Origin of the sequence: Streptosporangium amethystogenes subsp. fukuiense (assembly GCF_042665875.1) — a bacterium.
Taxonomy (GTDB): domain Bacteria; phylum Actinomycetota; class Actinomycetes; order Streptosporangiales; family Streptosporangiaceae; genus Streptosporangium; species Streptosporangium fukuiense.
Map to the genome: position 1 here is coordinate 4,747,550 of NZ_JBHTEE010000001.1, position 26,280 is coordinate 4,773,829.

Annotated in this window: 25 protein-coding genes; 17 read left to right on the forward strand and 8 right to left on the reverse strand. The window is 70.1% G+C overall.

Features of this window, described 5'->3' with window-relative positions:
- Positions 1–209 precede the first annotated feature (209 nt).
- Genes ACFQVD_RS20170 through ACFQVD_RS20195 form a run of 6 tightly spaced genes read left to right on the forward strand, consistent with a single transcriptional unit; the run spans position 210 to position 6,098 of the window.
- A complete protein-coding gene (locus ACFQVD_RS20170) occupies positions 210–1,073 on the forward strand; it encodes an STAS domain-containing protein (protein WP_343979896.1) in 864 nt (287 codons plus the stop codon).
- Positions 1,073–1,453, forward strand: coding sequence for an STAS domain-containing protein (locus ACFQVD_RS20175; RefSeq protein WP_343979899.1), 381 nt, complete (start codon positions 1,073–1,075; stop codon positions 1,451–1,453). The genes ACFQVD_RS20170 and ACFQVD_RS20175 overlap by 1 nt, the downstream gene beginning before the upstream one ends.
- Positions 1,450–1,851: an anti-sigma regulatory factor gene (locus ACFQVD_RS20180; RefSeq protein WP_343979903.1), complete on the forward strand. Its 402-nt coding sequence runs from the start codon at positions 1,450–1,452 to the stop codon at positions 1,849–1,851. Before ACFQVD_RS20175 ends, ACFQVD_RS20180 begins: the two co-directional genes overlap by 4 nt.
- Positions 1,839–2,849 carry an ATP-binding protein gene (locus tag ACFQVD_RS20185; RefSeq protein ID WP_343979906.1) on the forward strand — a complete coding sequence of 337 codons (1,011 nt, stop codon included), beginning with the start codon at positions 1,839–1,841 and terminating at the stop codon, positions 2,847–2,849. The genes ACFQVD_RS20180 and ACFQVD_RS20185 overlap by 13 nt, the downstream gene beginning before the upstream one ends.
- Positions 2,846–4,528 carry an ATP-binding response regulator gene (locus ACFQVD_RS20190; protein ID WP_343979909.1) on the forward strand — a complete coding sequence of 561 codons (1,683 nt, stop codon included), beginning with the start codon at positions 2,846–2,848 and terminating at the stop codon, positions 4,526–4,528. The genes ACFQVD_RS20185 and ACFQVD_RS20190 overlap by 4 nt, the downstream gene beginning before the upstream one ends.
- Entirely contained in the window at positions 4,521–6,098 is a 1,578-nt protein-coding gene (locus tag ACFQVD_RS20195) for a fused response regulator/phosphatase (RefSeq protein WP_343979912.1), read from the forward strand. Before ACFQVD_RS20190 ends, ACFQVD_RS20195 begins: the two co-directional genes overlap by 8 nt.
- Before the next feature lie 51 nt (positions 6,099–6,149).
- On the opposite strand, the gene hflX is transcribed toward ACFQVD_RS20195, so the two are convergent.
- Both hflX and ACFQVD_RS20205 read right to left on the reverse strand, forming a co-directional pair.
- Positions 6,150–7,517 (reverse strand): GTPase HflX, encoded by a 1,368-nt coding sequence (hflX, locus tag ACFQVD_RS20200; protein ID WP_343980030.1) that lies wholly within the window; start codon positions 7,515–7,517, stop codon positions 6,150–6,152.
- Positions 7,518–7,749: 232 nt separating this feature from the next.
- On the reverse strand, positions 7,750–8,439 hold the full coding sequence (locus ACFQVD_RS20205; protein ID WP_343979915.1) for a DUF4097 family beta strand repeat-containing protein: 690 nt from the start codon (positions 8,437–8,439) through the stop codon (positions 7,750–7,752).
- A gap of 232 nt (positions 8,440–8,671) precedes the next feature.
- Here ACFQVD_RS20205 and aceB point away from each other — a divergent pair, with 232 nt between their 5' ends.
- From aceB to ACFQVD_RS20235, 6 genes are all read left to right on the forward strand, one after another.
- A complete protein-coding gene (gene aceB, locus ACFQVD_RS20210) occupies positions 8,672–10,258 on the forward strand; it encodes a malate synthase A (protein ID WP_343979918.1) in 1,587 nt (528 codons plus the stop codon).
- Positions 10,259–10,367: 109 nt separating this feature from the next.
- Positions 10,368–10,982, forward strand: a complete 615-nt coding sequence (locus ACFQVD_RS20215) for a DUF1016 N-terminal domain-containing protein (RefSeq protein ID WP_343979922.1) — start codon at positions 10,368–10,370, stop codon at positions 10,980–10,982.
- Between the two features lie 94 nt (positions 10,983–11,076).
- Positions 11,077–12,534 carry an FAD-binding oxidoreductase gene (locus ACFQVD_RS20220; RefSeq protein ID WP_343979925.1) on the forward strand — a complete coding sequence of 486 codons (1,458 nt, stop codon included), beginning with the start codon at positions 11,077–11,079 and terminating at the stop codon, positions 12,532–12,534.
- Positions 12,534–13,772 (forward strand): FAD-binding oxidoreductase, encoded by a 1,239-nt coding sequence (locus ACFQVD_RS20225; protein ID WP_343979928.1) that lies wholly within the window; start codon positions 12,534–12,536, stop codon positions 13,770–13,772. Before ACFQVD_RS20220 ends, ACFQVD_RS20225 begins: the two co-directional genes overlap by 1 nt.
- 1 nt (position 13,773) lies before the next feature.
- Positions 13,774–15,021, forward strand: coding sequence for a (Fe-S)-binding protein (locus ACFQVD_RS20230; RefSeq protein ID WP_343979931.1), 1,248 nt, complete (start codon positions 13,774–13,776; stop codon positions 15,019–15,021).
- Positions 15,022–15,082: 61 nt separating this feature from the next.
- On the forward strand, positions 15,083–15,853 hold the full coding sequence (locus ACFQVD_RS20235; RefSeq protein ID WP_343979935.1) for an IclR family transcriptional regulator: 771 nt from the start codon (positions 15,083–15,085) through the stop codon (positions 15,851–15,853).
- A 133-nt stretch (positions 15,854–15,986) separates the two neighbouring features.
- Here ACFQVD_RS20235 and ACFQVD_RS20240 read toward each other — a convergent pair whose 3' ends face one another.
- Positions 15,987–16,481, reverse strand: a complete 495-nt coding sequence (locus ACFQVD_RS20240; protein ID WP_343979938.1) for a hypothetical protein — start codon at positions 16,479–16,481, stop codon at positions 15,987–15,989.
- 93 nt (positions 16,482–16,574) lie between these two features.
- Between ACFQVD_RS20240 and ACFQVD_RS20245 the strand changes: the two genes are divergently transcribed.
- The 3 genes from ACFQVD_RS20245 to ACFQVD_RS20255 all read left to right on the forward strand — a co-directional run bounded on the left by ACFQVD_RS20245 (position 16,575) and on the right by ACFQVD_RS20255 (position 19,106).
- A complete protein-coding gene (locus ACFQVD_RS20245; RefSeq protein ID WP_343979941.1) occupies positions 16,575–17,258 on the forward strand; it encodes a response regulator transcription factor in 684 nt (227 codons plus the stop codon).
- Entirely contained in the window at positions 17,255–18,514 is a 1,260-nt protein-coding gene (locus tag ACFQVD_RS20250) for a sensor histidine kinase (protein WP_343979943.1), read from the forward strand. The genes ACFQVD_RS20245 and ACFQVD_RS20250 overlap by 4 nt, the downstream gene beginning before the upstream one ends.
- Positions 18,515–18,767: 253 nt before the next feature.
- Positions 18,768–19,106 (forward strand): PepSY domain-containing protein, encoded by a 339-nt coding sequence (locus ACFQVD_RS20255; RefSeq protein ID WP_343979947.1) that lies wholly within the window; start codon positions 18,768–18,770, stop codon positions 19,104–19,106.
- Here the strand turns inward: ACFQVD_RS20255 and ACFQVD_RS20260 are convergent, their stop codons facing one another.
- Positions 19,107–19,781, reverse strand: coding sequence for an HNH endonuclease family protein (locus ACFQVD_RS20260; RefSeq protein ID WP_343979951.1), 675 nt, complete (start codon positions 19,779–19,781; stop codon positions 19,107–19,109).
- 296 nt (positions 19,782–20,077) lie between these two features.
- On the opposite strand from ACFQVD_RS20260, the gene ACFQVD_RS20265 reads away from it, so the two are divergent.
- Positions 20,078–20,527: a peptidase inhibitor family I36 protein gene (locus ACFQVD_RS20265; RefSeq protein WP_343979954.1), complete on the forward strand. Its 450-nt coding sequence runs from the start codon at positions 20,078–20,080 to the stop codon at positions 20,525–20,527.
- A gap of 77 nt (positions 20,528–20,604) precedes the next feature.
- Here the strand turns inward: ACFQVD_RS20265 and ACFQVD_RS20270 are convergent, their stop codons facing one another.
- From ACFQVD_RS20270 to miaA, 4 genes are all read right to left on the reverse strand, one after another.
- A complete protein-coding gene (locus ACFQVD_RS20270) occupies positions 20,605–21,363 on the reverse strand; it encodes an SDR family NAD(P)-dependent oxidoreductase (RefSeq protein WP_343979957.1) in 759 nt (252 codons plus the stop codon).
- Between the two features lie 155 nt (positions 21,364–21,518).
- Positions 21,519–23,795, reverse strand: coding sequence for a tetratricopeptide repeat protein (locus tag ACFQVD_RS20275; protein ID WP_386271764.1), 2,277 nt, complete (start codon positions 23,793–23,795; stop codon positions 21,519–21,521).
- Positions 23,796–24,017: 222 nt separating this feature from the next.
- Positions 24,018–24,824 (reverse strand): diaminopimelate epimerase, encoded by an 807-nt coding sequence (gene dapF, locus ACFQVD_RS20280; RefSeq protein ID WP_343979960.1) that lies wholly within the window; start codon positions 24,822–24,824, stop codon positions 24,018–24,020.
- A 165-nt stretch (positions 24,825–24,989) separates the two neighbouring features.
- Positions 24,990–25,895, reverse strand: coding sequence for a tRNA (adenosine(37)-N6)-dimethylallyltransferase MiaA (gene miaA / locus ACFQVD_RS20285; protein WP_343979963.1), 906 nt, complete (start codon positions 25,893–25,895; stop codon positions 24,990–24,992).
- A 74-nt stretch (positions 25,896–25,969) separates the two neighbouring features.
- Here miaA and ACFQVD_RS20290 point away from each other — a divergent pair, with 74 nt between their 5' ends.
- Positions 25,970–26,245, forward strand: coding sequence for an antitoxin (locus ACFQVD_RS20290; RefSeq protein WP_343979966.1), 276 nt, complete (start codon positions 25,970–25,972; stop codon positions 26,243–26,245).
- The last annotated feature ends 35 nt before the right edge of the window (positions 26,246–26,280 follow it).

Genomic DNA, 26,280 nt, shown 5'->3' on the forward strand with positions numbered 1-26,280 from the left:
GATAATCGGGAGGCTCGGACCGTGATCCTTGACCGCCTCCACCTCGGCGACGGGCCGTCGCGTCACCGTGAGAGCGCCTGGGGGCGACGGCTCGACATCCCGGCTCCCGGCCGTAATCCACCCGTCAAATCCCGGAAAAGGCCATGGGCAGGACACTCCGGGTAGCCTTTCTTGCGAGTTGTCCCCAGGTCACACGCATAGGAGTTGCCTTGTCTGTCCCCGCGGACGCCGGCCGGCGTCGCATCGAAGCACTTCTCCAGGAGCACGAGGACCGCATCCTCAAGCGCTGGCTTGAGATCGCCCTCTCCGCCACCGGCAGCCAGGTGGATCGCGGAGGGTTGGCCGACCAGCTACGTGATCTCTACCAGGCGCTGCGTCAGTCGTTCGAAGGCTCCGGCGACCTCAGCGACCTGCGCGGCCTCCTCGCCGAACTGTCCCGCGACCGCGCCCGCCAAGGGTTCACCCCGACTGAGACCGCGATCGTGGTGTTCGGCCTGAAGGAGGCGCTCTACGAGATGGCCGAGGAGGACGGCTCCCCCGATGCCCTGCGAGGTTTCATCTGGTTCTCCCGGGTAATCGACGACCTCGGGCTCTTCACCGTGGAGAGCTACGCGGCGGCCAGGGAGAAGATCATCATTGACCAGGCGGAGCAGCTACTGGAGCTGTCCACCCCGGTGGTCAAGCTCTGGGAAGGCATCGTCGCGGTGCCGCTGGTCGGCACGCTCGACTCGGCCAGGACACAGGTCGTCATGGAGAAGCTGCTGCAGACACTCGTCGACACCGGCTCCGAGCACGCGGTCATCGACATCACCGGGGTGCCGGCCGTGGACACCGAGGTCGCGCAGCACCTGCTCAAGACCGTGGTGGCGGCCCGGCTGATGGGCGCCGAGTGCGTGATCTCCGGCATCCGCCCGCAGATCGCCCACACCATCGTCACCCTCGGCATCGAGTTCGGCGACATCGTGACCAAGGCCACGCTCGCCGACGCGCTGGCCCACACGTTGCGGGCGAGCGGCGTCAAGGTCGTCAACGGCGGGCAGTCCCGTATCGCCGTACGGACGGTGGAGGCCTGATGGAACGCGTGCCCATCCTCAAACTCGGCGACATCCTGATCGTCTCCATCCAGATCGACCTGCAGGACATGAGCGTGCTCGCGCTCCAGGAGGACCTCTCTGAGAAGGTGGTCGCGACCGGCGCGCGAGGAGTGATCATCGACATCACCGCCGTGGAGATCGTCGACTCCTTCATCGGCCGGATGCTGGCCACCATCGCGGCGATCTCCCGCATGCTCGACGCCGAGACGATCGTCGTCGGCATGCGCCCGGCGGTGGCGATCACCCTCGTCGAGCTCGGCCTCTCCCTCGGTGGCGTGCGCACGGCGCTCAATCTGGAGAAGGGCGTCGCGCTGCTGAACCAGATCGAAAGCTCCCAGACCTCTGCGGCCGCCTGGTGACAAGCGCAGAGGAGTTGCCCATCAACGTCAACGGCGACGTCGTGCTGGTCCGCCAGCGCGTCAGGACCGTCGCCGTGAACGTGGGCCTGTCCCTGGTCGACCAGACCAAGGTGGTGACCGCGGCCAGCGAGCTGGCCCGCAACGCCCTGGTCTACGCCGGAGGAGGACAGGTGCGGGTCGAGGTCGTGCACAAGGGTGTACGGCGGGGCCTGCGGATGACCTTCAGCGACAACGGGCCCGGCATCCCGGACATCGAGCAGGCGCTGACCGACGGGTGGACCACGGGTAACGGCCTCGGTCTCGGCCTCAGCGGCTCCCGCCGTCTGGTCGACGAATTCGCCCTGGAATCGACCCCTGGCGAGGGCACGCTGATCACGGTGACGAAATGGGCACGCTGATCCGCTCGCAGCCCGACGTCTGGGTGCGCGCCGAGGACGCCAGTGCGATCGGCGCGCTCCGCCGTACCGCCGTGGCACTCGCCGAGATCCGGGGATTCGGCGAGGAGGACACCGGGCGGGTCGCCGTGGCGGTGAGCGAGGCCGCGTCGAACCTGGTGAAGCACGCGGTCGAGGGGGTCATGCTGATCCGGCCGCATCCCGAACTGGACTCGGCGGTCGAGGTCCTCGCGATCGACCGGGGGCCGGGGATGCACGATGTCTCCCGCGCCCTGCGCGACGGCTACTCCACGGCGGGCACGCTCGGCATCGGGCTGGGGGGCATCGCCCGGATGGCCAGCGGATACGAGGTTCACTCCGTGCCCGGCCGGGGAACCGTGCTCGGCATGTACTTCGTCGCGCAGGGCGCTCCGCTGCCTCGGTCCCAGGTGAGCGGCCTGACCCGCCCGATCGGTGAGGAACCCGTCTGCGGCGACGCCTTCGTGGTCACCGAGACCGGCGCCGCGATGACCGTGATGCTCTGCGACGGGCTCGGGCACGGCCCCGCCGCCGCCCACGCCTCCCGAGAGGCGGTGCGCCTGTTCCTGCGGCACGCGGACCTCGCACCGGTCACCGTCCTGGAGCGCATCCACACCGGCCTGAGCCACACCAGGGGCGGCGCCGTCGCCGTGGCCCGGATCGACGGTGCCGCGGGCACGGTGAGCTTCGCCGGCCTCGGTAACATCTCCGCGTGGATCGCCCACGGCGACGGCCGTCAGGGGATGATCTCGGTGCCGGGCATCGCCGGCCACAAGGCCAGAACTCTGCGCCAGTACGAGTACACCGTGCCACGGCACAGCGTCGTCCTGCTCCACTCCGACGGACTGTCCGAGCGCTGGGACATCACCTCCTACCCCGGGCTCGTCACGCGCCTCCCCTCCGTCGTCGCCGGCACGCTGCTGCGCGACGCCGGCACCCGCAGGGACGACGCCTGCGTGGTCGCCGTCAGGCCGGGCGCATGACCGGGGACGAGCTGATCAGGGTCGACGTCCAGGGCGACCAGGACGTCTTCGCCATGCGCAGGCTCGGCCGCGAGGTGGCGGAGAGCGTCGGGTTGGAGGCCCAGGACCAGATCCGGGTGGCCACCGCGCTGAGCGAGATCGGCAGAGAACTTCTCGACGCCGAGATCGAAGCCTCCGTCGCCTTCCGGCTGGAGCGGGATGCCCTGCTCGTCACCTTTGACTTCTCGGCGAAGACCGGTTTCAGCCCGTCGGGCGGCGTGATGCTGGCGGGGCGTCTCGTCGACCTCATCGAGCTCGATCCCGCCGAGGGAAGAATAAGCATGGTCAAACGGCTCCCGCAGGGCCGCGAGCCGAGGCGCTCGGCAGAGGAGATACGCGCCGTACTCGCCACCGCGACGCCCACCACCGCCCTCGACGAGTTGCGCCTGCAGAACCGCGAGCTCGCCGAGACCCTGGAGGAGGTCCTGCAGCTCAACACCGAGTTGCAGGAGACCAACCAGGGAGTGCTGGCACTCTACAACCAGCTCTCGGAGGAACTGGAGGAGACCAACCGCGGCGTCGTGGCGCTCTACGCCGAGCTGGATGAGAAGTCCGCGCAGCTCCGGGCGGCGAGCGACGCGAAGAACAGGTTCTGGGCCACGGTCAGCCACGAGCTGCGCACCCCGCTCAACTCGATCATCGGCCTGGTCCGCCTCCTGGTGGGCCCCGGCGGGGAGCCCCTGGCCGCCGAGCAGCTCCACCAGGTGAACCTCATCGGCTCCTCTGCGCAGACGCTTCTGGCGCTGGTGAGCGAGCTGCTCGACATGGCGAAGGCCGAAGCCGGGCGGCTCGATCCGCAGCTCTCCATGGTCGACCTGGTGGCGCTGGCGGAACGACTGCGCCTGACGCTCCGCCCCACCAGCGGCAACGACGAGGTGACGCTCACGGTGGAGATCCCGCAGACACCGCTGGAGATGATGGTGGACGAGGTGATGCTCACCCGGATCCTGCGGAACCTGCTCTCCAACGGGCTGAAGTTCACCGAGCGGGGCGAGGTCAAGCTGGCGGTGAGCATCGACGCCGCCACCCACGACCTGGTCTTCACCGTGACCGACACGGGGATAGGCGTGCCCGAGGAGCACCTGGAACGCGTCTTCGAGGAGTTCTTCCAGGTGCCGGGGAAGATCCAGGCGCGGACCAAGGGGACCGGCCTCGGCCTGCCGTACGCCCGCAGGCTGGCCGAGGCCCTGGGCGGCGGACTGCAGCTGACCAGCACGGTGGGATCCGGAACCACGGCCACCTTGAGACTGCCCTACCGGAACGACGAGGCTCCGGTGATCGACCGGCTGCTGATCGTGGACGACGACACGGAGTTCCGCGCCACGGTACGACGGATGCTCACCGGCTTCGCCACACACATCGACGAGGCCTCCGACGGGCTGAGCGCGCTGGAGGCGATGTCCGCGAACCCGCCCGACCTCGCGTTGGTGGACCTGCTGATGCCCCGTCTCGACGGCACCGCACTGATGTCGCGGATGGCCGACGACGAGCGGCTGCGCGGGATACCGGTGATCATCGTGACCGTCGCCACGTCGCGGCAGGCCCCGGAAGGAGCACACATGGTGATCTCCAAGCAGGGGCTCCGCCGTGACACCCTGCTGGAGGCGATCGGAAGCGCTCTGGGACACGCCCATGGGTAGCGGCGGAGCGACGGTGCTGGTCGTGGACGACACCCCGACCAAGCTGTACATCCTGTCGAGCTGGCTGCGCCGCTCGGGTCACCAGGTCGTGCAGGCCACCGGCGGCCTGGAGGCGCTCACCAAGGTCAGAGAGCTCCAGCCGGACCTGGTCGTCCTCGACGTACGACTGCCCGACATCAGCGGCTACGAGGTCTGCGAGCAGATCAAGGCCGATGCGGCGACGTCGTCGATACCGGTCATCCAGATCTCCGGAGCGGCGATCACCCCGGCCGACCGCGCCCAGGGGCTCGAACGTGGAGCCGACGCCTACCTGGCCGAGCCGGTCGAGCCTGACGAGTTCGCCGCGACGGTCGAGGCCACGCTGCGCTACTACCGCGCCCGGCAGCGCGCCGAACTGATGGCCCGGCGGCTTGCCGCTCTCACCGAGGTCACGCTCTCGATGAACTCCGCCGAGACCTTCGACGAGCTCCTCAGCACGGCCGTCGAGGGGGCCTCCCGAATCCTGGAGCGGCGGGGGAGCACGCTCGCGCTGCTTCCCGATGGCCGGATCCGCAGGTTCACCGTCGTACCTCTGGAGAACGCCGCCGTCGCCAAGATCGCGACTCCGGAGACGCTGACCAGGCTGGGCGCGATGTCCCTGGGCGATGCCGCGGGAACCCAAGTTTTCACGGTCCCCACCGCCAAGTGGACGGGGATGCTGCCCGACACGAAGATCAGCGGCGACGCCTCGGTCGTGGTCTGCCGCACCAAGCTGGGCAGGCCTCCCGTCTACCTCGGGGTGGACGGGGTCCCGCCGCTCGACGCCGACGAGTCCAACGTGCTGCGCCAGCTCGGCCAGGCCCTCGCCCTCGCCGTGGACGCGCTCCGGGCGTACGCCGAGGAGCACGCGATCGCCATCACCCTGCAGCGCAGCCTGCTGCCGGCGCGGATTCCCGAGGTCCCCGGGCTCACGATCAGCTGGCGTTACCAGCCGGCGGTCGACAACGTCGAGGTCGGTGGAGACTTCTACGAGGTCCTGCGGCTGGGCGAGCGGGTGCTCATCGCCATCGGCGACGTCCAGGGACACTCGCTGCTGGCCGCCACCGTCATGGCGGAACTGCGCCACGCGCTGCGCGCCTCCATCATCGGCACCTCGGATCTCGGCACGTCGATGGCCCTGCTCAACGACGTGCTGCGGCGCTACCACCCGGGTATGACGGCCACCGTCTGCCTGCTCCTGCTCGACCCGGTGACCGGGGAGATGGAGGTCGCCAACGCGGGGCACATCCCGCCTCTTCTCATCGCCGACGGCCGGGCCCACTACCACCGCATGGGCAATCTCCTGCTGGGCGTGGCCGAGGAGAGCTACCGGGTCGACCGGGTGAACGTACCGGAGGGAGGCTCGGTGCTGATGTTCACCGACGGACTCATCGAGGACCGCGACAAGCTGCTCGACGAGAGCCTGGAGATCGTACAGCACCTGGCCGAGGAGGTGGAGGAGGATCTGGAGGCCTTCTGCGACCGGCTGATCGAGAGGTTCGGCGCCAGGGAGGACGACGTGGCGCTGGTCATGTTCCGCCGCGAGAGGTAAGTAAGGACGCCGCCGTACCGCCTCGGGAGGCGGTACGGCGGAAGGAACCGATCAGACGGTCTCGACCGGCTTGGCGGTCTTCTCCAGCTCGGCGAAGAGGCCGGGCAGAACCCTGGCGTGCAGCACCGTGCCGTCCTCGGTGTGCTCGATGCCGAGGACCTCGCCCTCCCCGTGCGCCCTGGAGATCAGGTCGCCGCGCTCGTACGGCACCAGAAGCCTGACCTCCTGGTCGAACCGGGGCAGTTCCCGCTCGATCACGGCCCTCAGCTCGTCGATCCCGGCGCCCGTGCGGGCCGAGACCACGACCGTGTGCTTCTCCCGCGCGGTCAGCTGGGCCAGCACCACCGGGTCGGCGGCGTCGGCCTTGTTGATGACCACGATCTCCGGGATGTCGCGGACGCCCTCGATGTCGGCGAACACCTCACGTACCGCGGCGAGCTGCGACTCGGGGTCGGGGTGCGAGCCGTCGACCACGTGCAGGATCAGGTCGGCATCGCCGACCTCCTCAAGCGTGGAGCGGAACGCCTCGACGAGCTGATGCGGCAGGTGCCGGACGAACCCGACCGTGTCGGCCAGCGTGAACAGGCGGCCGTCGGGCGTGTGCGCCCTGCGGATCGTCGGGTCGAGCGTGGCGAACAGGGCGTCCTCGACCAGCACTCCGGCGCCGGTCAGCCGGTTCAGCAGCGAGGACTTGCCCGCGTTGGTGTATCCGGCGATGGCCACGGCGGGGACCTCGCGCTGCAGGCGTCGGGCCCGCTTGGTCTCGCGGGCGGTGGTCATCCCGCCGATCTGGCGGCGTAGCTTGGCCATCCGCTCACGGATTCGGCGGCGGTCCAGTTCGATCTTGGTCTCACCGGGACCGCGACCGCCCATGCCGACACCGCCCGCGGCGCGCCCACCGACCTGGCGGGACAGGTTGCCACCCCAGCCTCGCAGGCGCGGCAGGAGGTAGTTGAGCTGCGCGAGCTCGACCTGGGCCTTACCCTCGCGGCTCTTGGCGTGCTGGGCGAAGATGTCGAGGATCAGCATGGTCCGGTCGATGACCTTGACCTTTACCGTCTCCTCGAGCTGGCGAAGCTGGCCGGGGCTCAGCTCACCGTCGCACACCACGGTGTCGGCACCGGTGGCGGAGACGATGTCGGCGAGCTCCTGCGCCTTGCCCGAACCGATGTAGGTCGCCGTGTCGGGCTTCTGGCGGCGCTGGATCAATCCCTCCAGCACCTGTGAACCCGCGGTCTCGGCGAGGAGCTTGAGCTCCAGGAGGGAGTTTTCGGCGTCGATCGCCGTACCGGAGGTCCAGACGCCGACCAGGACGACCCGCTCAAGTCGCAGCTGGCGGTATTCGACCTCGGTGACGTCTTCCAGCTCCGTGGAGAGGCCCGCCACCCGGCGCAGCGCCTGGCGCTCGGCCAGATCCATCTCGCCGGTGTCGAGCAGGTCGTCGAATCGATCGATGTCCAGCGGCTCACGAGTGTCTATGTCGTCGCTCCATTCAGATGGTGGGTCCGTATGCGTTCTTCTCATATGAGTGAACGCCCGAACACCCCGGGTCTCTTCCCCCCGATGGTGCCACGGGAACCGCTCCGTCATCACCTGGTTATCACCGCTCCGTCCGCCGGGCGGCGCGGGGCCGGTGTCGGTGCCCGCCGGTTCAGGAGAGCAGGACCCGGGCGTCGCCGGAACCGGTCCTCAGCGTGATCTTGTGCGGCGCCGAGGGGTCCCTGACCACCTCCACGGTCTCGTCGCCGGAACCGGTCTCGGTGGTCACGTCGTAGCTGCCCTTGGGAAGGTAGGCGGCCACGTCGCCGGAACCGGTCTCGATCTCCACCCTGTCGGGCATGACCGTGAATTTCGCCTCGACCTCGCCGGAGCCGGTGTCGGCGGTGAACTGCTTGGACCCCAGGTTTCCCGCCTCGACGTCGCCGGAGCCGCTCTCGGCGTGTACTCCCCCGGTCAGCCCGCGCAGCGTGATGGTGCCGGAACCGGTGTCGAGCTTGGCCGTCAGACCCGGCGGGATCTCGACCTTGTAGTCGACCGAGCAGCTCGGCCCGTCGCAGCGGTGCCGCAGGGTGAGCGTGCCACCGTCCACCGGGTGCTGGGTGGTGGGCCTGTCGCCGCCGCGCCAGTGGATGGTCTCGGTCACGTGGACGGCCTGCCGGTCCGACTCGGTGACCACGATGTCGCCCGAGCCCGTGGCGACGTCCAGGGCCGTCACCCTGCCGGTGACGTCGTAGGAGACGACGTCCTGCTGCCGGTCGCGGAAGTCCAGGGCGAACTCGCATCCCGAGAGCATGAAAACCGCCCCCAACAGCCCACCGGCGACGATCGTGTTCCTCTTCATGCGCCCGATCCTCGACTTTCCGGGAAGTCTCCACTTCCCATTCATGACTTGTCCGTCCTCTCCCTCTACCGGGAGGCGCTGATCCAACTGTCTCCCACTACATCCCCCAGATCATCGGGGAATTCCCCGAGCGAGCCCTGAGGGGGACCCTGCCTTTGACCGGGAACCGGCCGTCAAGTAGCGTCTATTCCACAGTTCAGAAACAATTTTCCACGATACGGAAAGAGGGCTCATGGACGGCGTTGAGATCAGTGGCCCCGGCCAGGACCGCTTTGACGAGATCCTCACCCCGGAGGCACTGGCCTTCGTGGCCACCCTCCAGCGCGAGTTCAACGACCGGCGCCTGGAACTGCTCCAGGCCCGCCAGGACCGTCAGGCGGAGCTGTCGGCGGGCGGCACCCTCGACTTCCTGCCCGAGACCAGGCACGTGCGCGAGTCCGAGTGGCACGTCGCCCCGCCCGCGCCCGGCCTGGAAGACCGCCGCGTGGAGATCACCGGCCCGGTCGACCGGAAGATGACGATCAACGCACTGAACTCCGGCGCCAAGGTCTGGCTGGCCGACTTCGAAGACGCCAACGCCCCCACCTGGGAAAACACCGTCAACGGCCAGCTCAATCTCCGCGACGCGCTTGACCGGACCATCGACTTCTCCGTCGGGGAGAAGAGCTACACCCTCAAGCCCGACTCCGAGCTGGCCACCATCGTGGTCCGCCCCCGCGGATGGCACCTGGAGGAGAAGCACCTCACCCTCGACGGGACGCCGTTCTCCGCCTCCCTCGTCGACTTCGGGCTCTACTTCTTCCACTCGGCTCAGCGGCAGATCGCCAAGGGCAAGGGCCCGTACTTCTACCTGCCGAAGATGGAGTCGCACCTGGAGGCCCGCCTCTGGAACGACGTCTTCGTCCGGGCCCAGGAACTGCTCGACATCGCCCAGGGCACGATCCGGGCGACGGTGCTCATCGAGACCTACCCGGCCGCGTTCGAGATGGAGGAGATCCTCTACGAGCTCCGCGACCACTCCGCCGGCCTCAACGCGGGCCGCTGGGACTACCTCTTCAGCGTGATCAAGAAGTTCCGCACCCGCGGCCGCGAGTTCCTGTTGCCCGAGCGGAACGCGGTGACGATGACCGCCCCGTTCATGCGCGCCTACACCGAGCTCCTGGTCAGCACCTGCCACCGGCGCGGGGCCCACGCCATCGGCGGGATGGCCGCGTTCATCCCCTCCCGCCGCGACCCCGAGGTCAACAAGATCGCCCTGGAGAAGGTCACCGCCGACAAGACCCGCGAGTCCGGCGACGGCTTCGACGGTTCGTGGGTCGCCCACCCCGACCTGGTACCGATCTGCCGCGAGGTCTTCGACGCCGTCCTCGGATCGCGGCCGAACCAGCTCGACCGCCTGCGCGAGGACGTCTCCGTCTCCGCCGCCGACCTGCTCGCGGTCGCCAAGACTCCCGGTGACATCACCGAGGCGGGGCTGCGCAACAACGTGGACGTGGCACTGCGCTACCTGGCCGCCTGGATGGGCGGGCTGGGCGCGGTCGCGATCCACAACCTGATGGAGGACGCGGCGACCGCCGAGATCTCCCGCTCCCAGATCTGGCAGTGGATCCACAACGACATCAAGCTCGCCGACACCGGCGCCCCGGTGACCAGGGAACTGGTCGAGCAGATCATCGACGAGGAACTCGCCAAGATCAAGGAAGAGCCCGGATACGACGAGGCCCTCTACGACCAGGCGACCGCGCTGTTCAAGGAGGTCGCCCTGGACGACGACTTCGCGGAGTTCCTTACTCTCCCTGCCTATGCGCGTATGCCATGACATGACCGGCCCGACGGTGAGGAATCCTCATCCCCTGACGAGGATTCCTCACTCCAGGCGGTCACCGGCGGCGGATGCGGAGGCCGGGCCGAGTGGATACTTTGCGTGCATGAGTGATGACAGGAACGGCGAGGAAGCCGGTCGGGGCGACTACGGGTCGCTGCTCGACGCCGTCAAGCGCGAGATCACCGGCAGCCGGGGACGGGTGGCCCTGCTCACCACCGATGCCGAGCTGATCCGGCAGTACTGGCGGATCGGCCGCCACATCCTCGAACGGCAGACGGACGACGACTGGGGCAGGAAGGCGGTGCCCCGGCTCTCGATCGACCTGCGCGGCGCCTTCCCCGAGGCCATGGGCTACTCGCGGACCAACCTCCTCTACATGAGGGCGTTCGCGGCGGCCTGGCCGGACTCCGTCCCGCAGACCGGGCGGCCGATCCCGTGGGGCCACCACATCGTCCTGCTGGACATGCTGGACAACCGGGCGACGAGGGAGTTCTACGCGCGAAAGACCGCGGACGAGGGGTGGGCCAGGGGCGTCCTGATCACGATGATCAAAGGCCGGCTCCACCTCCGCATCCGCCACTCCCCGCCCGGCCCGGCCCGTACCTCGCCGGCCCCCGACTGCCGGTCCGTCCAGCGGGAGTTCGCCGGCCTGCTGGACGAGGGCCCCAGGCACGGTAGAAACGCCGGCGCCCCCGCACTGAGCGAGAATGCAAGATGAGGGTTATGTCGTTAATCGGCTGATGTAGGCCGGTGGGCGACAGCAACGGCGTCCCTGTCGTCGCCGGGCCCTCGGTCACATCGCAGGAGGAACGATGCCGACAAAGACACTGGACGAGTCGGCCCGCAGGTTCGAGGAACTCCTCGGCCCCGGGTCGGTGATCACCGACCCCGTACGGCTGCGCACCTACGAATGTGACGGGCTGACCCACCACCGAGCCACTCCCGGCGTCGTGGTGCTTCCGGAGAGCGCCGAGCAGATCGCGGCCGTGGTGCGGATCTGCAACGAGCACGGTCTGCCGTTCGTGGCCAGGGGCGCCGGGACGGGTCTGTCCGGCGGGGCTCTGCCCAGGAGCGACGGGGTGCTGGTGGTGACCTCGAAGATGCGGCGAATCCTCTCCGTCGACGTGCCGAACCGGCGGGCGACCGTGGAGCCGGGGGTCACCAATCTGGCGATCACCGAGGCCGTCCGCGACCTGGGCTACTACTACGCCCCCGACCCCTCCAGCCAGCAGGTCTGCACGATCGGCGGCAACGTGGCGGAGAACTCGGGCGGCGCGCACTGCCTGAAGTACGGCTTCACGGTCAACCACGTGGTCGGCCTGGAGATCGTCACCCCCGACGGCGACATCGTCGAACTCACCGACGTCGATTCCGGCTACGACCTGCTGGGCGCGTTCGTCGGCTCGGAGGGCACGCTCGGCATCGCGACCAAGGTCGTCGTACGGCTGAGCCGGCTTCCTGAGGCCGTGACGACGCTGCTGGCGGCGTTCGAGGACATCGAGCGGGGCGGGCGGGTGGTCTCGGCGATCATCGGCGGCGGCATCGTGCCGGCCGCGATCGAGATGATGGACGCCCTGGCCGTCGAGGCGGCCGAGGCGGCCGTGGCGTGCGCCTACCCCGAGGGGGCCGGCGCGGTGCTCATCGTGGAGCTGGACGGCCCGGCGGAGGAGGTCGCGCACCAGTTCGGCGAGGTGACGCGGATCTGCCGGGAGAACGGCGCGTTCGAGATACGGGTCGCCGACGACCCGGTGGAGCGGGCGGCCATCTGGCGTGGCCGCAAGTCGGCGTTCGCCGCGGTGGGCCGGATCAGCCCCGCCTACATCGTCCAGGACGGCGTCGTGCCGCGGACCGCGCTGCCCGAGGTGCTGGCGAGGATCGACGGGCTCTCCCGCGAGTACGGGATCAGGGTCGCGAACGTCTTCCACGCCGGTGACGGCAACCTGCACCCGCTGGTGCTGTTCGACGACGCGGAGCCGGGCGCGGGCGAGCGGGCGGAGATCGTCTCGGGAAGGATCCTCGACCTGTGCATCGAGCACGGCGGTTCCATCACCGGTGAGCACGGCGTCGGAGTGGACAAATCCCGATATATGCCAAAAATGTTCTCCGACAACGACCTCAACACCATGCAGTTGGTGCGCTGCGCCTTCGACCCCCGCGGCCTGTCGAACCCGGGCAAGATCTTCCCGACCCCGCGGCTGTGCGGCGAGGTCCCCGGGGTCCGCAAGGGCGTGCACCCGCTGGTCGCGTCCGGACAGGCGGAGCACTTCTGATGGAGGCACTGCACGAGACGGGTGTGACGGTCCGCCCGGCGACACCCGACAGGACAGCGGGTGGGATCCTCCCCCGCTGGGTGGCCCTGCCCGAGAACACCGATGAGGTCGCCGCGCTGATGCGTGTCTCGGCCGCGCACGACCTGGCCGTGGTCCCGGCAGGAGGCGGCACGAAGCTGGGCTGGGGAAATCCCCCCGAGCGGTGTGACCTGCTGATCGACACCCGCCGCCTGCTCCTCGGCGACGGATCGGCGGTCGAGCACTCCGCCGGCGACCTCGTGGCGCGGGTCAGCGCCGGGCTTTCCCTCGACGTCCTCGACTCCACGCTCTCGCGGTTCGGGCAGGAACTGGCCCTGGACGGCGCCCCGCGCGCCGGCACGGTCGGCGGCATGCTCGCCACCGCGGTCGCCGGCCCCCGCAGGTTCCGCTACGGCACCGCCCGCGACCTGCTGATCGGCATCACGGTCGTGCTGGCCGACGGCACGATCGCCTCCTCGGGCGGCAGCGTCGTCAAGAACGTCGCGGGCTACGACCTGGGCAAGCTCTTCACCGGTTCGTACGGCACGCTCGGTGTCATCACGGAGGCCACCTTCCGTCTCCACCCGATCCCGGCCGACCGCCGCTGGATCACCGTGGAGCCGGCTTCCCTGGCCGGCGCCGGCCACGGAACGACCGAGCTGGTCACCGAGCTCGCGGCCGCCCTGGCCGAGCCGAGCGCGATCGAGCTGGACTGGCCGGACCCGCTGGGCCCGCCCACCGTGTCCGCACTCGTCGAAGGGGTGGCCGCAGGTGCCCGGGCGGAGACCGTGCGCCGGCTCATGGACGGGTACGGGAGCGCGCTGATCACCGCGGAGGCGCCCGCCTGGTGGGCGGTACCGCCCGGTGCGGACGTACTGCTGGAGTTGCGGGTCCCGCCCGCCGCCGCGCACCTGGCACTGCGGGCGGTCGCCGCGCGCAGGCTGCCCGCGCGGGTACGCGGCTCGGTGGCCTCGGCGGTCCTGCGGGTCGCCCTGCCCGCGGACGTCGACGAGGCGGCCTTCGCCGAGTTCGTGGCGGGCCTGCGCGACGACCTCCGCAGGCTCGGCGGCGGACTGACCGTGCTCACCGCGCCTCCCGAGATCGCCCGCCGGGTGGATCGCTGGGGCCCGTCGGGCGCGCTGCCGCTGATGCGGCGGATCAAGGAACGGTTCGACCCCGACCGGAGGATGTCCCCCGGCCGGTTCGCGGGAGGGATCTGACATGGACCCGAAGCTGATCAATGACTGTGTGCACTGCGGCTTCTGCCTGCCCTCATGCCCGACATACGTCCTGTGGGGCGAGGAGATGGACTCCCCCCGCGGCCGGATCCATCTGATGAAGCAGCACGTCGAGGGCACACCGCTGACACCTGAGATGGCCGGGCACTTCGACGCGTGCCTGGGGTGCATGTCGTGCGTGTCCGCCTGCCCGTCCGGGGTGAGGTACGACCGGCTGATCGAGCAGACCCGCGCCGAGGTGGAGCAGGTACACGTGCGGAAGCCCGATGACCGGGCGCTGCGGGCGCTGGTCTTCCAGCTGTTCCCCTACCCCCGGCGACTACGGGCGATGCGACTGCCGCTGCGGCTCAGTGCCGGACTGCGCCGCGCGATCGCCCCGAGGCTGGAGCGGATCAACCCGTCCCTGGCCGCGATGGCCGACCTCGCTCCTCCGGCCGCCGCCAGGGAGGAGTTGCCGCGCGTGCTCCCGGCGCGGGGGCCGCGCAGGGCGACGGTCGGGATGCTCACCGGTTGCGTGCAGGGCGAGTTCTTCCCTCAGGTGAACGCGGCCACGGCCCGGGTGCTCTCGATGGAGGGCTGCGACGTGGTGATCCCGCCGTCGCAGGGCTGCTGCGGGGCGTTGTCACTGCACTCGGGCCAGGAGAGGCAGGCCCTGCGATTCGCGAAGCGGACGATCTCCACCTTCGAGCGGGCGGGCGTCGACACGATCGTGGTCAACGCCGCCGGCTGCGGATCGACGATGAAGGACTACGCGGAGATCCTCGAAGCCGAGGGAGGCGAGTGGGCCGACAGGGCACGGGCGATCAGAGTCGCCGACCTGGCCGAGTATCTCGCCGCGCTCGGGCCGGTGGCCGAACGGCACCCGTTGCCGCTCACCGTGGCCTACCACGACGCCTGCCACCTGGCCCACGCGCAGGGGATAAGGTCCGAGCCTCGCAGGCTCCTGGAAGGCGTGCCCGGCCTGGTGCTGAAGGAGATCGCCGAGTCGGCGATCTGCTGCGGCTCCGCGGGAACCTATAACCTGTTCCAGCCCCAGGCCGCCAGGGATCTCGGTGACCGCAAGGCGGAGCGGGTGCTGGCCACCGGCGCCGACCTGCTGGTCTCGGCCAACCCCGGCTGCACCATGCAGATCGCCTCGGCGATCCGCCGCCGGGGAGACGCGCCCATCCCCGTGGCGCACACCGCCCAGGTCCTCGACGCCTCGCTGCGCGGGCTCACGGAGGTGCCGTGAACGAGCCGTCCGGCGGCCACGGGACAGGCAAGGATCCGGGGTCGCCCGGCGAGGAGGTCACATGAGCGCTGTGCAGTCGGTCGACCGGGCACTGGACGTGCTGGAGGCGCTGGCCGAGCAGGGCGGGGAGGCGGGGCTCTCCGAGATCGCGGCCAGGACCGGCCTGCCCTACGGGACGATCCACCGGCTGTTGCGCACCCTGCTCGCGCGGGGCTACGTGCGCCAGGAGTCCGACCGCCGCTACGCCCTGGGCGGCGCGCTGGTACGGCTCGGCGGGGTGGCCGATCGCATGGTCGGCGTGTGGGCGCAGCCCCACCTGACGAAGATGGTCGAACTGTGGGGCGAGACGGCCAACCTGGCGGTGCTGGAGGGGGACTTCGTGGTCTACGTCGCCCAGGCGCTCTCGCCGCGGCGGCTGCGGATGTTCGCCGAGGTCGGCAGGCGGGTGCTGCCGCACAGCACGGCGGTGGGAAAGGTACTGATGGCCGACCGGCCGGACACCGAGGTGGCGTCGCTGGTCAAGCGCACCGGCATGCCCCGGCGGACCGCCAACACGATCACCGACCTGCAGGGGATGCTCGCCGAGCTTGAGCGGGTGCGCGAGCACGGGTACGCGATGGACCTGGGCGAGGAGGAGATCGGCGTGCACTGCCTGGCGGTGGGCGTACACGACGGGGCGCGGACCGTCGCCGCGTTGTCGGTCTCCGGGCCCGCCGAGCGGATCTCCGCGCTCGACCGGCGGGACCTCACCGAGGGGATGCGCAGAATCGCGCGCGACTTCGGCGCCGAACTGGGTCCGGCCACGTCCGCCCAGGCGGACGGCACGGTGTGAGCCGCTCGTCCCCACGAGCGGGCGTGACGGGAGGCGACCGCTTCCGGATCATGGCTGGTGAAGCCACCGGCGACTCGGCACACCGGGGCGGCATGTCGCTCCACTCGGGGCGGGGGCTCCCCGACTCGGCCGATCAGGTGTGGACGCGGTGGACGGGCAGTCCGTCGGCCGAGCAGTGCACCTCGACCTTGACCTCGGTCTCCTCCGACTCGAACTCGACACGGGCCCGGGCGTCGGGTCCGCGCTCGACGTCGTCGACCTGGAAACCCTGGGCCGGGCTCCACGAGCGGAGCGTGACCAGGCCGTTCTCGCATCGGGCGATGACCCTCCCGCCCATCGTGGCGATCACCCGGCTCTTGCCGGTGTCCGCGGCGGGTGTGGCGGAAGCCGTCGGAGCGGGGCTCGGGGTGCTCCCGGCCCCGCCGACCACCGTCGGAGCGGTGGAGGGAGCGCCGGGGAGCGACGAGGCGAGGACGAGAGCCTCGTCGACCTCGGCCGCGGAGAGGGGCCGGAGCCCGGCGGTCGTCAGCGGCTCGCTGATATGGTCGATCACCGCCACCCCCGCTCCGGTCGCGAGGAGTCCGGTGACCAGCCATCCGGCCACGACCAGGGGAAGACGCTTGCGCATGCGTTCACTGTGCCACCTGAAACGATAAGGCAAGGTTAAGGGGCCGATAACCCGCTTTTGACGTGGTGTGGAAGGAGGCTAACGTGGCGGCAAATGTCGAACGTACTGCTCATCGAGGACGACGCCGCGATCCGCACCTCCCTCACCCGGGGCCTGCGCGACCGCGGTCACGCCGTGTCGTCCGCTCCCGCCGCTCTCGACGGCCTCCGGCTGGCCGTTGAGGAACGCCCCGACCTGGTGGTACTCGATCTCGGCCTGCCCGACATGGACGGGCTGGACCTCCTTCGGATGCTCCGGGCGGTGAGCCGGGTCCCGGTGATCGTGGCGACCGCGCGGGACGGGGACGCGGAGATGGTCAGATTGCTGGACGCGGGCGCCGACGACTACGTGGTCAAGCCGTTCAGCGCGACCCAGCTCGACGCCCGGATCCGGGCGGTGCTCCGGCGGGTGGCCGGCGAGAACCGCGCCGACAGCTCGGTCACCGTCGGGGGCCTGCGGATCGACCCGCGTACCCGGGAGGCGACCCTGGACGGGGCGCCGCTGGATCTGAGTCCCCGGGAGTTCGACCTGCTCCACTACCTGGCCGCCCGCCCCGGCGAGGTGGTCACCAAGCGGGAACTGCTCACCCACGTCTGGCAGATCCCCTACGGCGGAGCCGACAAGACCGTGGACGTCCACCTGTCGTGGCTCCGCCGCAAGCTGGGCGAGACCTCCCAGGAGCCCCGCTACCTGCAGACCGTCCGGGGCGTCGGCGTGCGACTGGCCGCCCCGGCATGAGGCGCTGGCTGACCCTGCTGGTCGCGGCGACCACCTCCCTGGTACTGATCGCGCTGATGGTCCCGCTGGCGCTCCTGGTCCGCACGGTGGCGGTGAGCGGGGCGGTCAGCGAGGCCGAGAGCGAGGCCGAGTCGGTGGCCGTCGCGGTCGGCGCCGTGGACGCCGAGACCCTGCGGCTCACCACGGAACAGACCTCGCACCCGGTCACCGTCTTCCTCTCCGACGGCCGGCTGATCGGTGCCCCGGCCCCGCGCTCCACCGCTGTGGAGCTGGCCTTCCTCGGTCGCAGTGTCACCGCCGCCGCCCCCGGCGGCAGGGAGATCCTGGTCTCGGTCCAGGGGGCGCCCGGGGGCACCGCGGTGGTCCGGGTGTTCCTGGACGACGACCGGCTGACCAGGGGGGTGCCCCAGGTCTGGGCCGGACTGGCGGCGCTCGGCCTGGCTTTGGTCGGGCTGGGCGTGCTGGTCGGCGACCGGCTGGCCCGCGCGGTGATCAGGCCGATCACCGCGCTGGCGGGAGTCTCACACCGGCTCGCCGCGGGCGACCTGTCCGCCAGAACCGTGCCCGACGGCCCCGTCGAGGTGCACGCGGTCGGCATCGCCCTCAACCATCTGGCCGAGCGCATCACCGGCCTGCTGGCGGAGGAGCGGGAGAGCGCCGCCGACCTGTCACACCGGCTGCGCACCCCGCTGACCGGGCTGAGGCTGGAGGCCGAGTCCCTGACCGACCCTGAGGAGTCGGCCAGGATCGAGGCCCGGGTGGACGCCCTGGAACGCGCCGTCACCTCGGTGATCAACGAGGCCAGACGGCGGGTGCGGGACCGGGCCGAGTGCGACGCGGCGGCGGTGACCGCGGCCCGGGTCGCGTTCTGGTCGGTGCTCGCCGAGGATCAGGCGCGGCACTTCACCCTCGACCTGGCCCCCGGCCCGTTGCCGGTCTCCGTCCCTGCGGACGAGCTGGCCGCCTGCGTGGACGCGCTGCTCGGCAACGTGTTCGCGCACACGCCCGAGGGGGTCTCGTTCTCCGTACGGTTGGAGCCGGCCGAGGGCGGCGTGCTGCTGACCGTCGCCGACGCAGGCCCCGGCTTCGCCACCTCCGACCCGCTGCAGCGCGGTGAGAGCGGGGCCGGGTCGACCGGCCTCGGCCTCGACATCGCCCGCCGCACCGCCGAGTCGGCGGGTGGCTCGCTGTCCCTGCGGACCTCTGCCGCGGGCGGGGCGGGCGTGATCCTGTTCCTGCCCGCCGCCACGCCCTGAGGATCCTCGGCCTCCGCCTGAGAGACTCAGCGGGTCGCCGCGGAGACGTTCCCGCCTTTCCGGCGGGGCTCGTCGTGCACGAGCACCGGGTCCTCCACGGGCGTCCGGCCGCGTTCGGGGAACGGCTCAGGGAACATCCCGGACAGCCGGGAAGCCCGATCCGGCCCGCCCAGGGGTGAGATCCGAGAACCGGTTTCCCTCGCTTAACGATCTCTTAGCATGCCCCTATCAAAATCTCCGCAAATCTTGACCCATGAAGCGAATCACCAGAATCACCGTCGGAACCCTCGCAACCGCCGCCCTGCTGACCGCTGGGAGCGGCGTCGCCCTCGCCGCGCACCAGACGGGCAGCACGGCGATCACCACCACCGCCGCCGCCGACACGACCGCGGCGGACATCTCCGCTCGCAAGGCCGTACAGATCGCCAAGAAGCGCGTCCCCGGCGCGCGGGTGACCAAGGTCGAGCGCGAGTGGGAGCACGGCCAGCGCGCCTGGAAGATCGAGCTGCGCAAGGGCGCCTGGGAGTACGACGTCTACGTGTCGGCGAGGACAGGAAAGATCATCAAGTTGAAGCGCGAGTACGACGACTGATCAGCAGGCCTTGAGTACGGCCTGCATGGCGTCCTTCTCCGCGGAGGTCACCCACAGGCCGTACTTGACCTTCACCTTGATCTGGCGCTCGACGTAGGGGCATCGGTAAGCGTGACGCGGCGGGAGCCAGGTCGCCGCGTCACCGGCGCCCTTCTGGCTGTTCAGCGGCCCGTCGACGGCCAGCAGGTTCAGCGGGTCGTTGGCCAGTTCCTTGCGTTTGGTCTCGGTCCACGCCTGGGCGCCCTTCTGCCAGGCGTCGGCGAGCGCGATCACATGGTCGATCTGCACCGCCGAACTGGTCCGTGTCCCACGCTCGAACTTGATGGTCTTGCCACTGTAGGGATCGTCGAGAACGCCGGACTGGACGATGCACTTCTTGCCGCCCTCCTTGAAGGTCACATCCTTCAGGTCGCGGATGAGAATGTCGTTGCGGGTGTCACAGCCGTTCTTGTCGACGTCCGACCACGCGGACCCGAACTCGTCACGGTCGAAACCGGTCATCGAGGCGCGGCCCTTGACCTCTAGCTTCTTCAGGTCCTGGAGCGCCTCGGACGCGGACTGCCCGCCGCCGGAGGACTTCGTACCGTCGTCCAGACCGTCCGGAATCGGGCCGCAGCCCACCACCGTGAACGCGATCGTCGCGATGACCATCCCTCGTGCCAGCGCAGCCCGCACTATGCCACCTCTCCCGCGCGTTCACTACCTCTGAAGCGGCAAATTATTCCAGATACCTCCTTCAATCCTAAAAGCCTCAAGCGGTCTCTGGGAGACCGGAAGGCTTTTCGGTGCGTCAATCCGCACCTTAACCACGTCTTACATCTGACCTGCACAAATACATTGCGAACACCGCCCTACCGGAAGCACGCCTCGAAATTTTTACTCAACGCGACTATCGACTACCTAAAGTAACGGTGCTCTAATGGCCAAGAGTGCTCACAATGGGTGAGCGAAAAACTACGAAGAGGATTCGCATGGGTGAGATCTCATCGCGTCATCCCCACCTCGCACGGACCGCGACAGGACTGTTCAGCACCGCGGCCGCCCTGCTCCTGGCCTCCACCGGCTCCACCGCGGCGGCCGCGCAGCAGGCCTCCAACCAGCCGCCGAGGGTGGTCCAGCTCGCGGAGAACGCGAGCTGCCCCTTCAACAGCCTCTGCCTCTACCGTGACCACGGCTTCAACGGGCCGGGATACAGCATCCCCGCGGGCTACCCGACCGATCTGAACAACGTGCCGATGCCGGGCGGCGTGGGCGGCTCCTCCACCGCCGCGAACAACGTCTCGTCGTGGATCAACAACACCGGCTACTACGTCCTGCTGATCGACTACGAGGGGGAGGAGCGCACGCTGTATCCGGGCTACTCCTTCGAAGAGCCCCCCGAGACCAATGACAGCGTCGACGCCGTCGACTGGCGCTACTGACCCCCCCGCCCCCCTTTCTTCTCCCCGCGCGCCCGCCCGTCCGGGCTCCGGGGAGAAGGTCTCCGCGACCGTCCCGGTCAGGTGATCAGGATCCCGCCGTCGACCGGGATCACCGCACCGGTGACGTACGAGGCGGCGTCCGAGGCGAGGAAGATCGCCGCCGCGACGAGTTCGGCCGGATCTCCGGGACGGTTCATCAGCACCCGGTGCTCAAGCTGCCAGGCCATGTAGCCCTCCGCGTACTGATCGGTCATCTCCGAGGCGAAGAAACCCGGCTCGACGCAGTTGACCCGGATGCCGCGACGTCTCGTCCACTGCTGGGCGAGGTCACGGGTGAGGCCGACGACCCCCGCCTTGGACGCGCTGTAGGCGGCCTGCGGCAGCCCGGCGGTCGTCTCGCCCAGGATGCTACCGACATTGACGATCGAGGAGCCGGGCTTCATGACCCTGGCGCAGGCCTGCGCCATCCAGTAGGTGCCGTACAGGTTGATCTCCACCACCTGCCGGAACTGCTCGGGCGTCTCCCTCAGCGCCGGGACCGCGGTGCCCACACCCGCGTTGTTGATCAGAATGTCCACCGCACCCAGTTCGGCGACCGCGGCTTCGGCCAGGGCCTGGCAGTCCTCTGGCTTGGCCACGTCGGTGGCGAGGGCCACGCACCGCCTGCCGGTCTCCTCGACCAGGGCGCGGGTCTCCTCAAGGCGGTCCTTCCTACGAGCGCCGATCACGATGTCCGCACCCGCCTCGGCCAGACCCCTGGCGAACGCGACGCCGAGCCCCGAGGACGCGCCGGTGACAATCGCGACCTTGCCGTCCAGCCGGAATCGGTCCAGCATTTGATCCTCCCCAGTCCACCCCATATGCCGAATCAGATTCTAATGACCAGGAAAAGAACCGCCCGTGAGGGGCCTCCTCACGGGCGGTGCGGTTTTCCTGGCTCAAGGCTCCGAGCGGCGCCGCGGGCTTCGAGAGCGACCCGCGGCGATCCGTCCTACAGTCCGTACTCCTTGGTGATCCGCTCGTGCCGCTCCACCTCGACATCGACGGCCTTGGCCAGGTCGAGCCAGGCCAGCGGGTGCACCCAGCGTTCGGTGGCGTCGTCCAGGAGCGCGTCGATCTCGACCGGGCTGATGTCCGGCGGGACCGCGATCCAGCCGAACACGCCGGGCAGCGGCTCACCCGTGGTCGGGTGGGTCACGGTGTAGTTGTCGTCGCTGTAGACCCACATCGGCCAGCCGCGCTCGGCCATGACCTCGTTGAACTCCGTCCAGTCGGCCTGGCTGGGCGCGGCACCGTCGAAGAACCAGCTGGTGTAACCACCGGGGCGGAGCATGCTCACCGCGGCGAACGGCGGGACGAACTTCTCCTGCTCCTCGGCGTTCTCCGGAATCGGCTCCAGCAACTGCGGCTCGAAGACGACCAGGTCACCGGCGTTGTACTCCATGCCGGGAGGCTGGGGAATGGCCAGGCGCGCCGTCGCGGGGCCCGTGCGCACGCTCAACACCTGACGCTGGCTGCCGTCGGGGGCGGGGAGGATGATGCGCACCAGGCCCATCTCCTCCTCGATCGGTCCCTCGCTCGACTGCAGTGGAATCCCGATCCTGGCGGCACCCAGCCGGACGGTCTCCCAGTCTTCGGCGGCCGTCGCCATGACGACCATCCTCCACAGGTCCTGCTGCTCGATCTCCTCGGAGTCGAGGAGATCGCGCAGGATGCCCGCGCCCTTGGCGTTGTCGCCGAGCTGCTGCACCGCGGCCGACCACAGCCTGGCCGCGTCGATACCGCCGCCGGCGGCGACCGCCGCCTCCCCCTCGGCCGCCGCCTGCTCCCAGCGCTCCCGCGCGGTGTGCAGGCGCCCCAGGGCCATGTGGCGCTGCGCGGTGGGCAGCCGCTCGGCCAGCTGCTCCAGGCGCTCGTCCTGACGTGCCTCGATCAGCAGGCTGCTGAGGTACAAGGAGTCCTGCGGGTCGGCGCTCTCGATGTCGCCGGACTCGACCAGCATGGTCCAGTAGATGTCGGCGCCCCTCGCCGGATAGCCGAGGAAGCCCAGCGTGGTGGTGTGGCGCCGGGTGGCCTCCACATCGTGGCCGGACAGCGGGGTCAGCCAGCCCACCCAGCGCTCCGGGTCGGCGTTGAAGCCGTCGGCGGCGTCGAAGTAGCCGACCAGCTCGGCCTCGGGCCCCGGAGCGGGAAGCGCGGTGGCCTCGTCGGCGGCGGTGCGCAGCGCGGCGATCCGCTCGGCGACGTCACCTGAGTTCCTGAGCTCTCCCGCCGCCGACTCCGCCAGGTCGGCCAGCAGACGCGCCTGCCAGATTCCCTGACGGGCGACCGCCAGTTGCCCTGCGACGAGCGCCAGTTCCACCCGGGCGCGGTAGCCGCCCATCATCGCGAAGTAGTCGATCCACTGCTTGAGCACCCGGCCCAGCTGCCAGGTGTTGGTGATCTGCGCCGACCCGGCGAGCGCGCGAACGGCGTACGACCACTCCACCCAGGCGCGGGGGTGCTCGCCGACCACGTCGAGATCGGGCAGGGCGTCGACGGACTCCTGCACGCGATCGAGGGTCGCGAGCACGAGCGCACGGAGCACTCCCTCGCGATACCCCTTGGCCACCGGGTCGTCCGGCTTGAAACCGGCCGCGGCGTCGAGCGCGGTGAGCGCGTCCTCGGCGCGGCCCGCGGCGAGCAGCGCGCGGGCCGAGGCCGCCCCCAGTTCCCAGCTCGCCTCACGGCCCGCGCCGCCCAGCGCCGCCACGGCGGTCTCCGCGTGGGAGACGGCCTCCTCGACACGCCCCGCGTCGAGAAGCGCCGCGACATAGTGCTCGGCGACGGAGGCGAAGGCCAGCGAGCCGGGCTCGACCTCCAGTGCCGAGAGCGCGGCCAGCCGCTCGGCGGCGTAACCGGGGCCGTCGGCGTTCGCCTGGGCGAGGGCCAGCGCCACGACGGCACCGGGCGCGGCCGGGCATTCGCGAACGTCCTCGCGCCTGGTGAACTCGACCAGTGCCTCGGCGTCGGCGATCGCGACCGCCCCCTGCGCGCGGTCGCCGATACGGCCGATCAGATGCCAGTAGCGGGCGTAGAACTCCAGCCAGGGCATCTGCAGGTTCTCCGCCTGCTGCGCGATCGCGGGCGCGAGCACGTCGAGCTGCGCGTATCGGCCTTCCAGCGCCTGCGCGGGCACATCTCCGATCACCATAGCCAGACCGGTGTTACCTGCTTCGTGCAGTTGCCGCTGGGTGTCGCCCACCCAGGCCCAGATGTCCACGTCCATGAGACGTCAGTCTGCCAGGTCGGGAAGCATGCCCCAAACGACTTGGCGATCCCGCACGGTCCAGAGGGGCGGCGTTACGGCTCCCGCCCGCACGGCTCGGAACGTGACCGCACCGGACCCGGCACACCCGCGACGGTGCCGCACGGATCGCGAAGGACCCGCTCGTCCCGTCCGGGGCCTGGTCTCACCGGACCCGGCACGCCCGCGACGGTGCCGCGCGGGTCAGAGCGTGATCTCACCGGACGCGACCAGGACGGCGGGCCCCGCCAGGTAGCTGGTCCGCTCGTCCAGGGTGACGGTGACGGTGCCGCCGAGCACCTCGACCGCCCAGGTGCCACCGGTCTCACCGGCCAGCCGCGCGGCGGCCACCGCCGAGGCGACCGCGCCGGTGCCGCAGGAGCGCGTCTCACCGGACCCGCGCTCGAAGACCCGCATGACGACCCGGCGCGGACCCACCGGATTGAGCAGCTCGATGTTGACCCCGGAGGGGAACACCTCGGGGTCGAACGCGGGCTGGTGGCTCAGGTCGAGCTGGGCCACCGGGTCGCCGATGACGCAGGCCAGGTGGGGGTTTCCCATGTCGACGTGGACGCCTTCGTACTCGTGGCCCGCGACGATCGCGCGGCTCGACCCCAGCACCCGGGGCGGCCCCATGTCGACGGTCACGTCACCTGTCTCCGCCAGCCGTACGCGCCTGATCCCCCCGCGTGTCGCGATGCCGAACTCCCCGGGCGCGGCGAGCCCCTCCTCGACCAGGTAACGGGCGAAGACCCGCACCCCGTTGCCGCACATCTCGGCGATGCCGCCGTCGGCATTGCGGTAGTCCATGAACCATTCGGCCTCGCCGGCCTGGCCGGACACCTCCGGGCTGAGCTTCGTCCGCGTCACCCGCAGCACGCCGTCCGCGCCGATCCCGGCGCGCCGGTCGCACACCGCCGCCACGAGTGTCGCGGACAACTCCAGCTCACCGTCCGGGTCGGGAAGGATGACGAAGTCGTTCTCGGTGCCGTGCCCCTTCGCGAATCGCATGCCCCAACTCTATCCAGGCCCGTGTCCGCCCCGGCGCCCCGGGGAACGGCCCCGTCCTCCGGCACGTCGGCCTGGGAACCGCCGGATCGCCGACCGGCGCGTCAGAGCAAATCGGGCCGGTTCGGTGCGGTTCCCGGTCCCGCCCGGCCGGGGAGGTCAGAGCGGTCAGCCGCGAATCGCAGCGAGCGCCCGTCCCAGCAGGTCGGGTTCCTGCTGGGGGAGCCAGATCACCCGGGGGTCGCGGCGGAACCACGACTCCTGACGGCGGACGAACCTGCGCGTCGCCCGTACCGTCTCCTCCTTCGCCTCCTCCTCGGTGCACTCGCCGCCGAGGAAGCGCAGCACCTGCGCGTACCCGAGGGCACGACTGGCCGTACGGCCTTCGGCGAGCCCATGCGCGGCGAGTTCCCTGACCTCGTCCACCAGCCCGGCCCGCCACATGCGCTCGACCCGCGCCTCGACCCGGGCGTCCAGCACCGCCCTCGGCACCTCCACCCCCAGCTGAACGCTGTCGTAGACGGCGTCGTACGACGGCATCGTGGCCGAGAACGGCCGCCCGGAGATCTCGATGACCTCCAGTGCGCGGACGATCCTGCGGCCGTTGCTCGGCAGGATCGTCTCGGCCGCCTTGGGGTCGCGCTCGCGGAGCCGCTCGTACAGCGGGGCGGGGCCGTGCAGGTCGAGCTCGGCCTCCAGCAGGGCACGGACCCGCGGGTCGGTACCGGGGAACTCCAGGTCGTCCAGGGCGGCCCGCACGTACAGCCCGGACCCGCCCACCAGGATCGGCACCACCTCCTTGGCCCGCAGGTTGTCGATCAGCGGCCGGACCAGCGACTGGTACTCGGCCACGCTGGCGGTTCTGGTCACGTCCCAGACGTCCAGCAGGTGGTGGGGAACCCCCCGCCGCTCCCCCATGGAGAGTTTCGCCGTCCCGATGTCCATGCCTTGGTAAAGCTGCATCGAGTCGGTGTTTATCACCTCGCCCCCCAGTTCGAGGGCGAGATCCACGGCCAGATCGGACTTTCCGCCGGCGGTCGGGCCGACGACGGCTATGACGGGTAGCTGAGGCACGGGGTAATTCTGCCAACTCGCTGGGTATGGGGGAGAGGCGATGCATCCCGTGCATCGGGATTGGGGGACACATCATGTCCATCTTCGACAAGGTCAAGAACATGCTGGGCGGCGATGCCAAGACCGAGGAGCTCGTCAAGAAGGGCATCGACAAGGCCGAGCAGATCGCCAGGGAGAAGACCGGAGGGAAGCACGACCAGCAGATCAGCACCGCCGCGCAGAAGGCCAGGGAGATGGCCGACAAGATCGACAACCAGCCGGGCACGACGCCCGGCACCGACCAGGGCGGTGCCGTGCCCGATCCCGGTCAGAGCGGCCGGCCCGACACACCTCCGCGCTACGGCCCGTAGGCACCGGCCGCGAGATGGAGCGGATCCCGATCCCG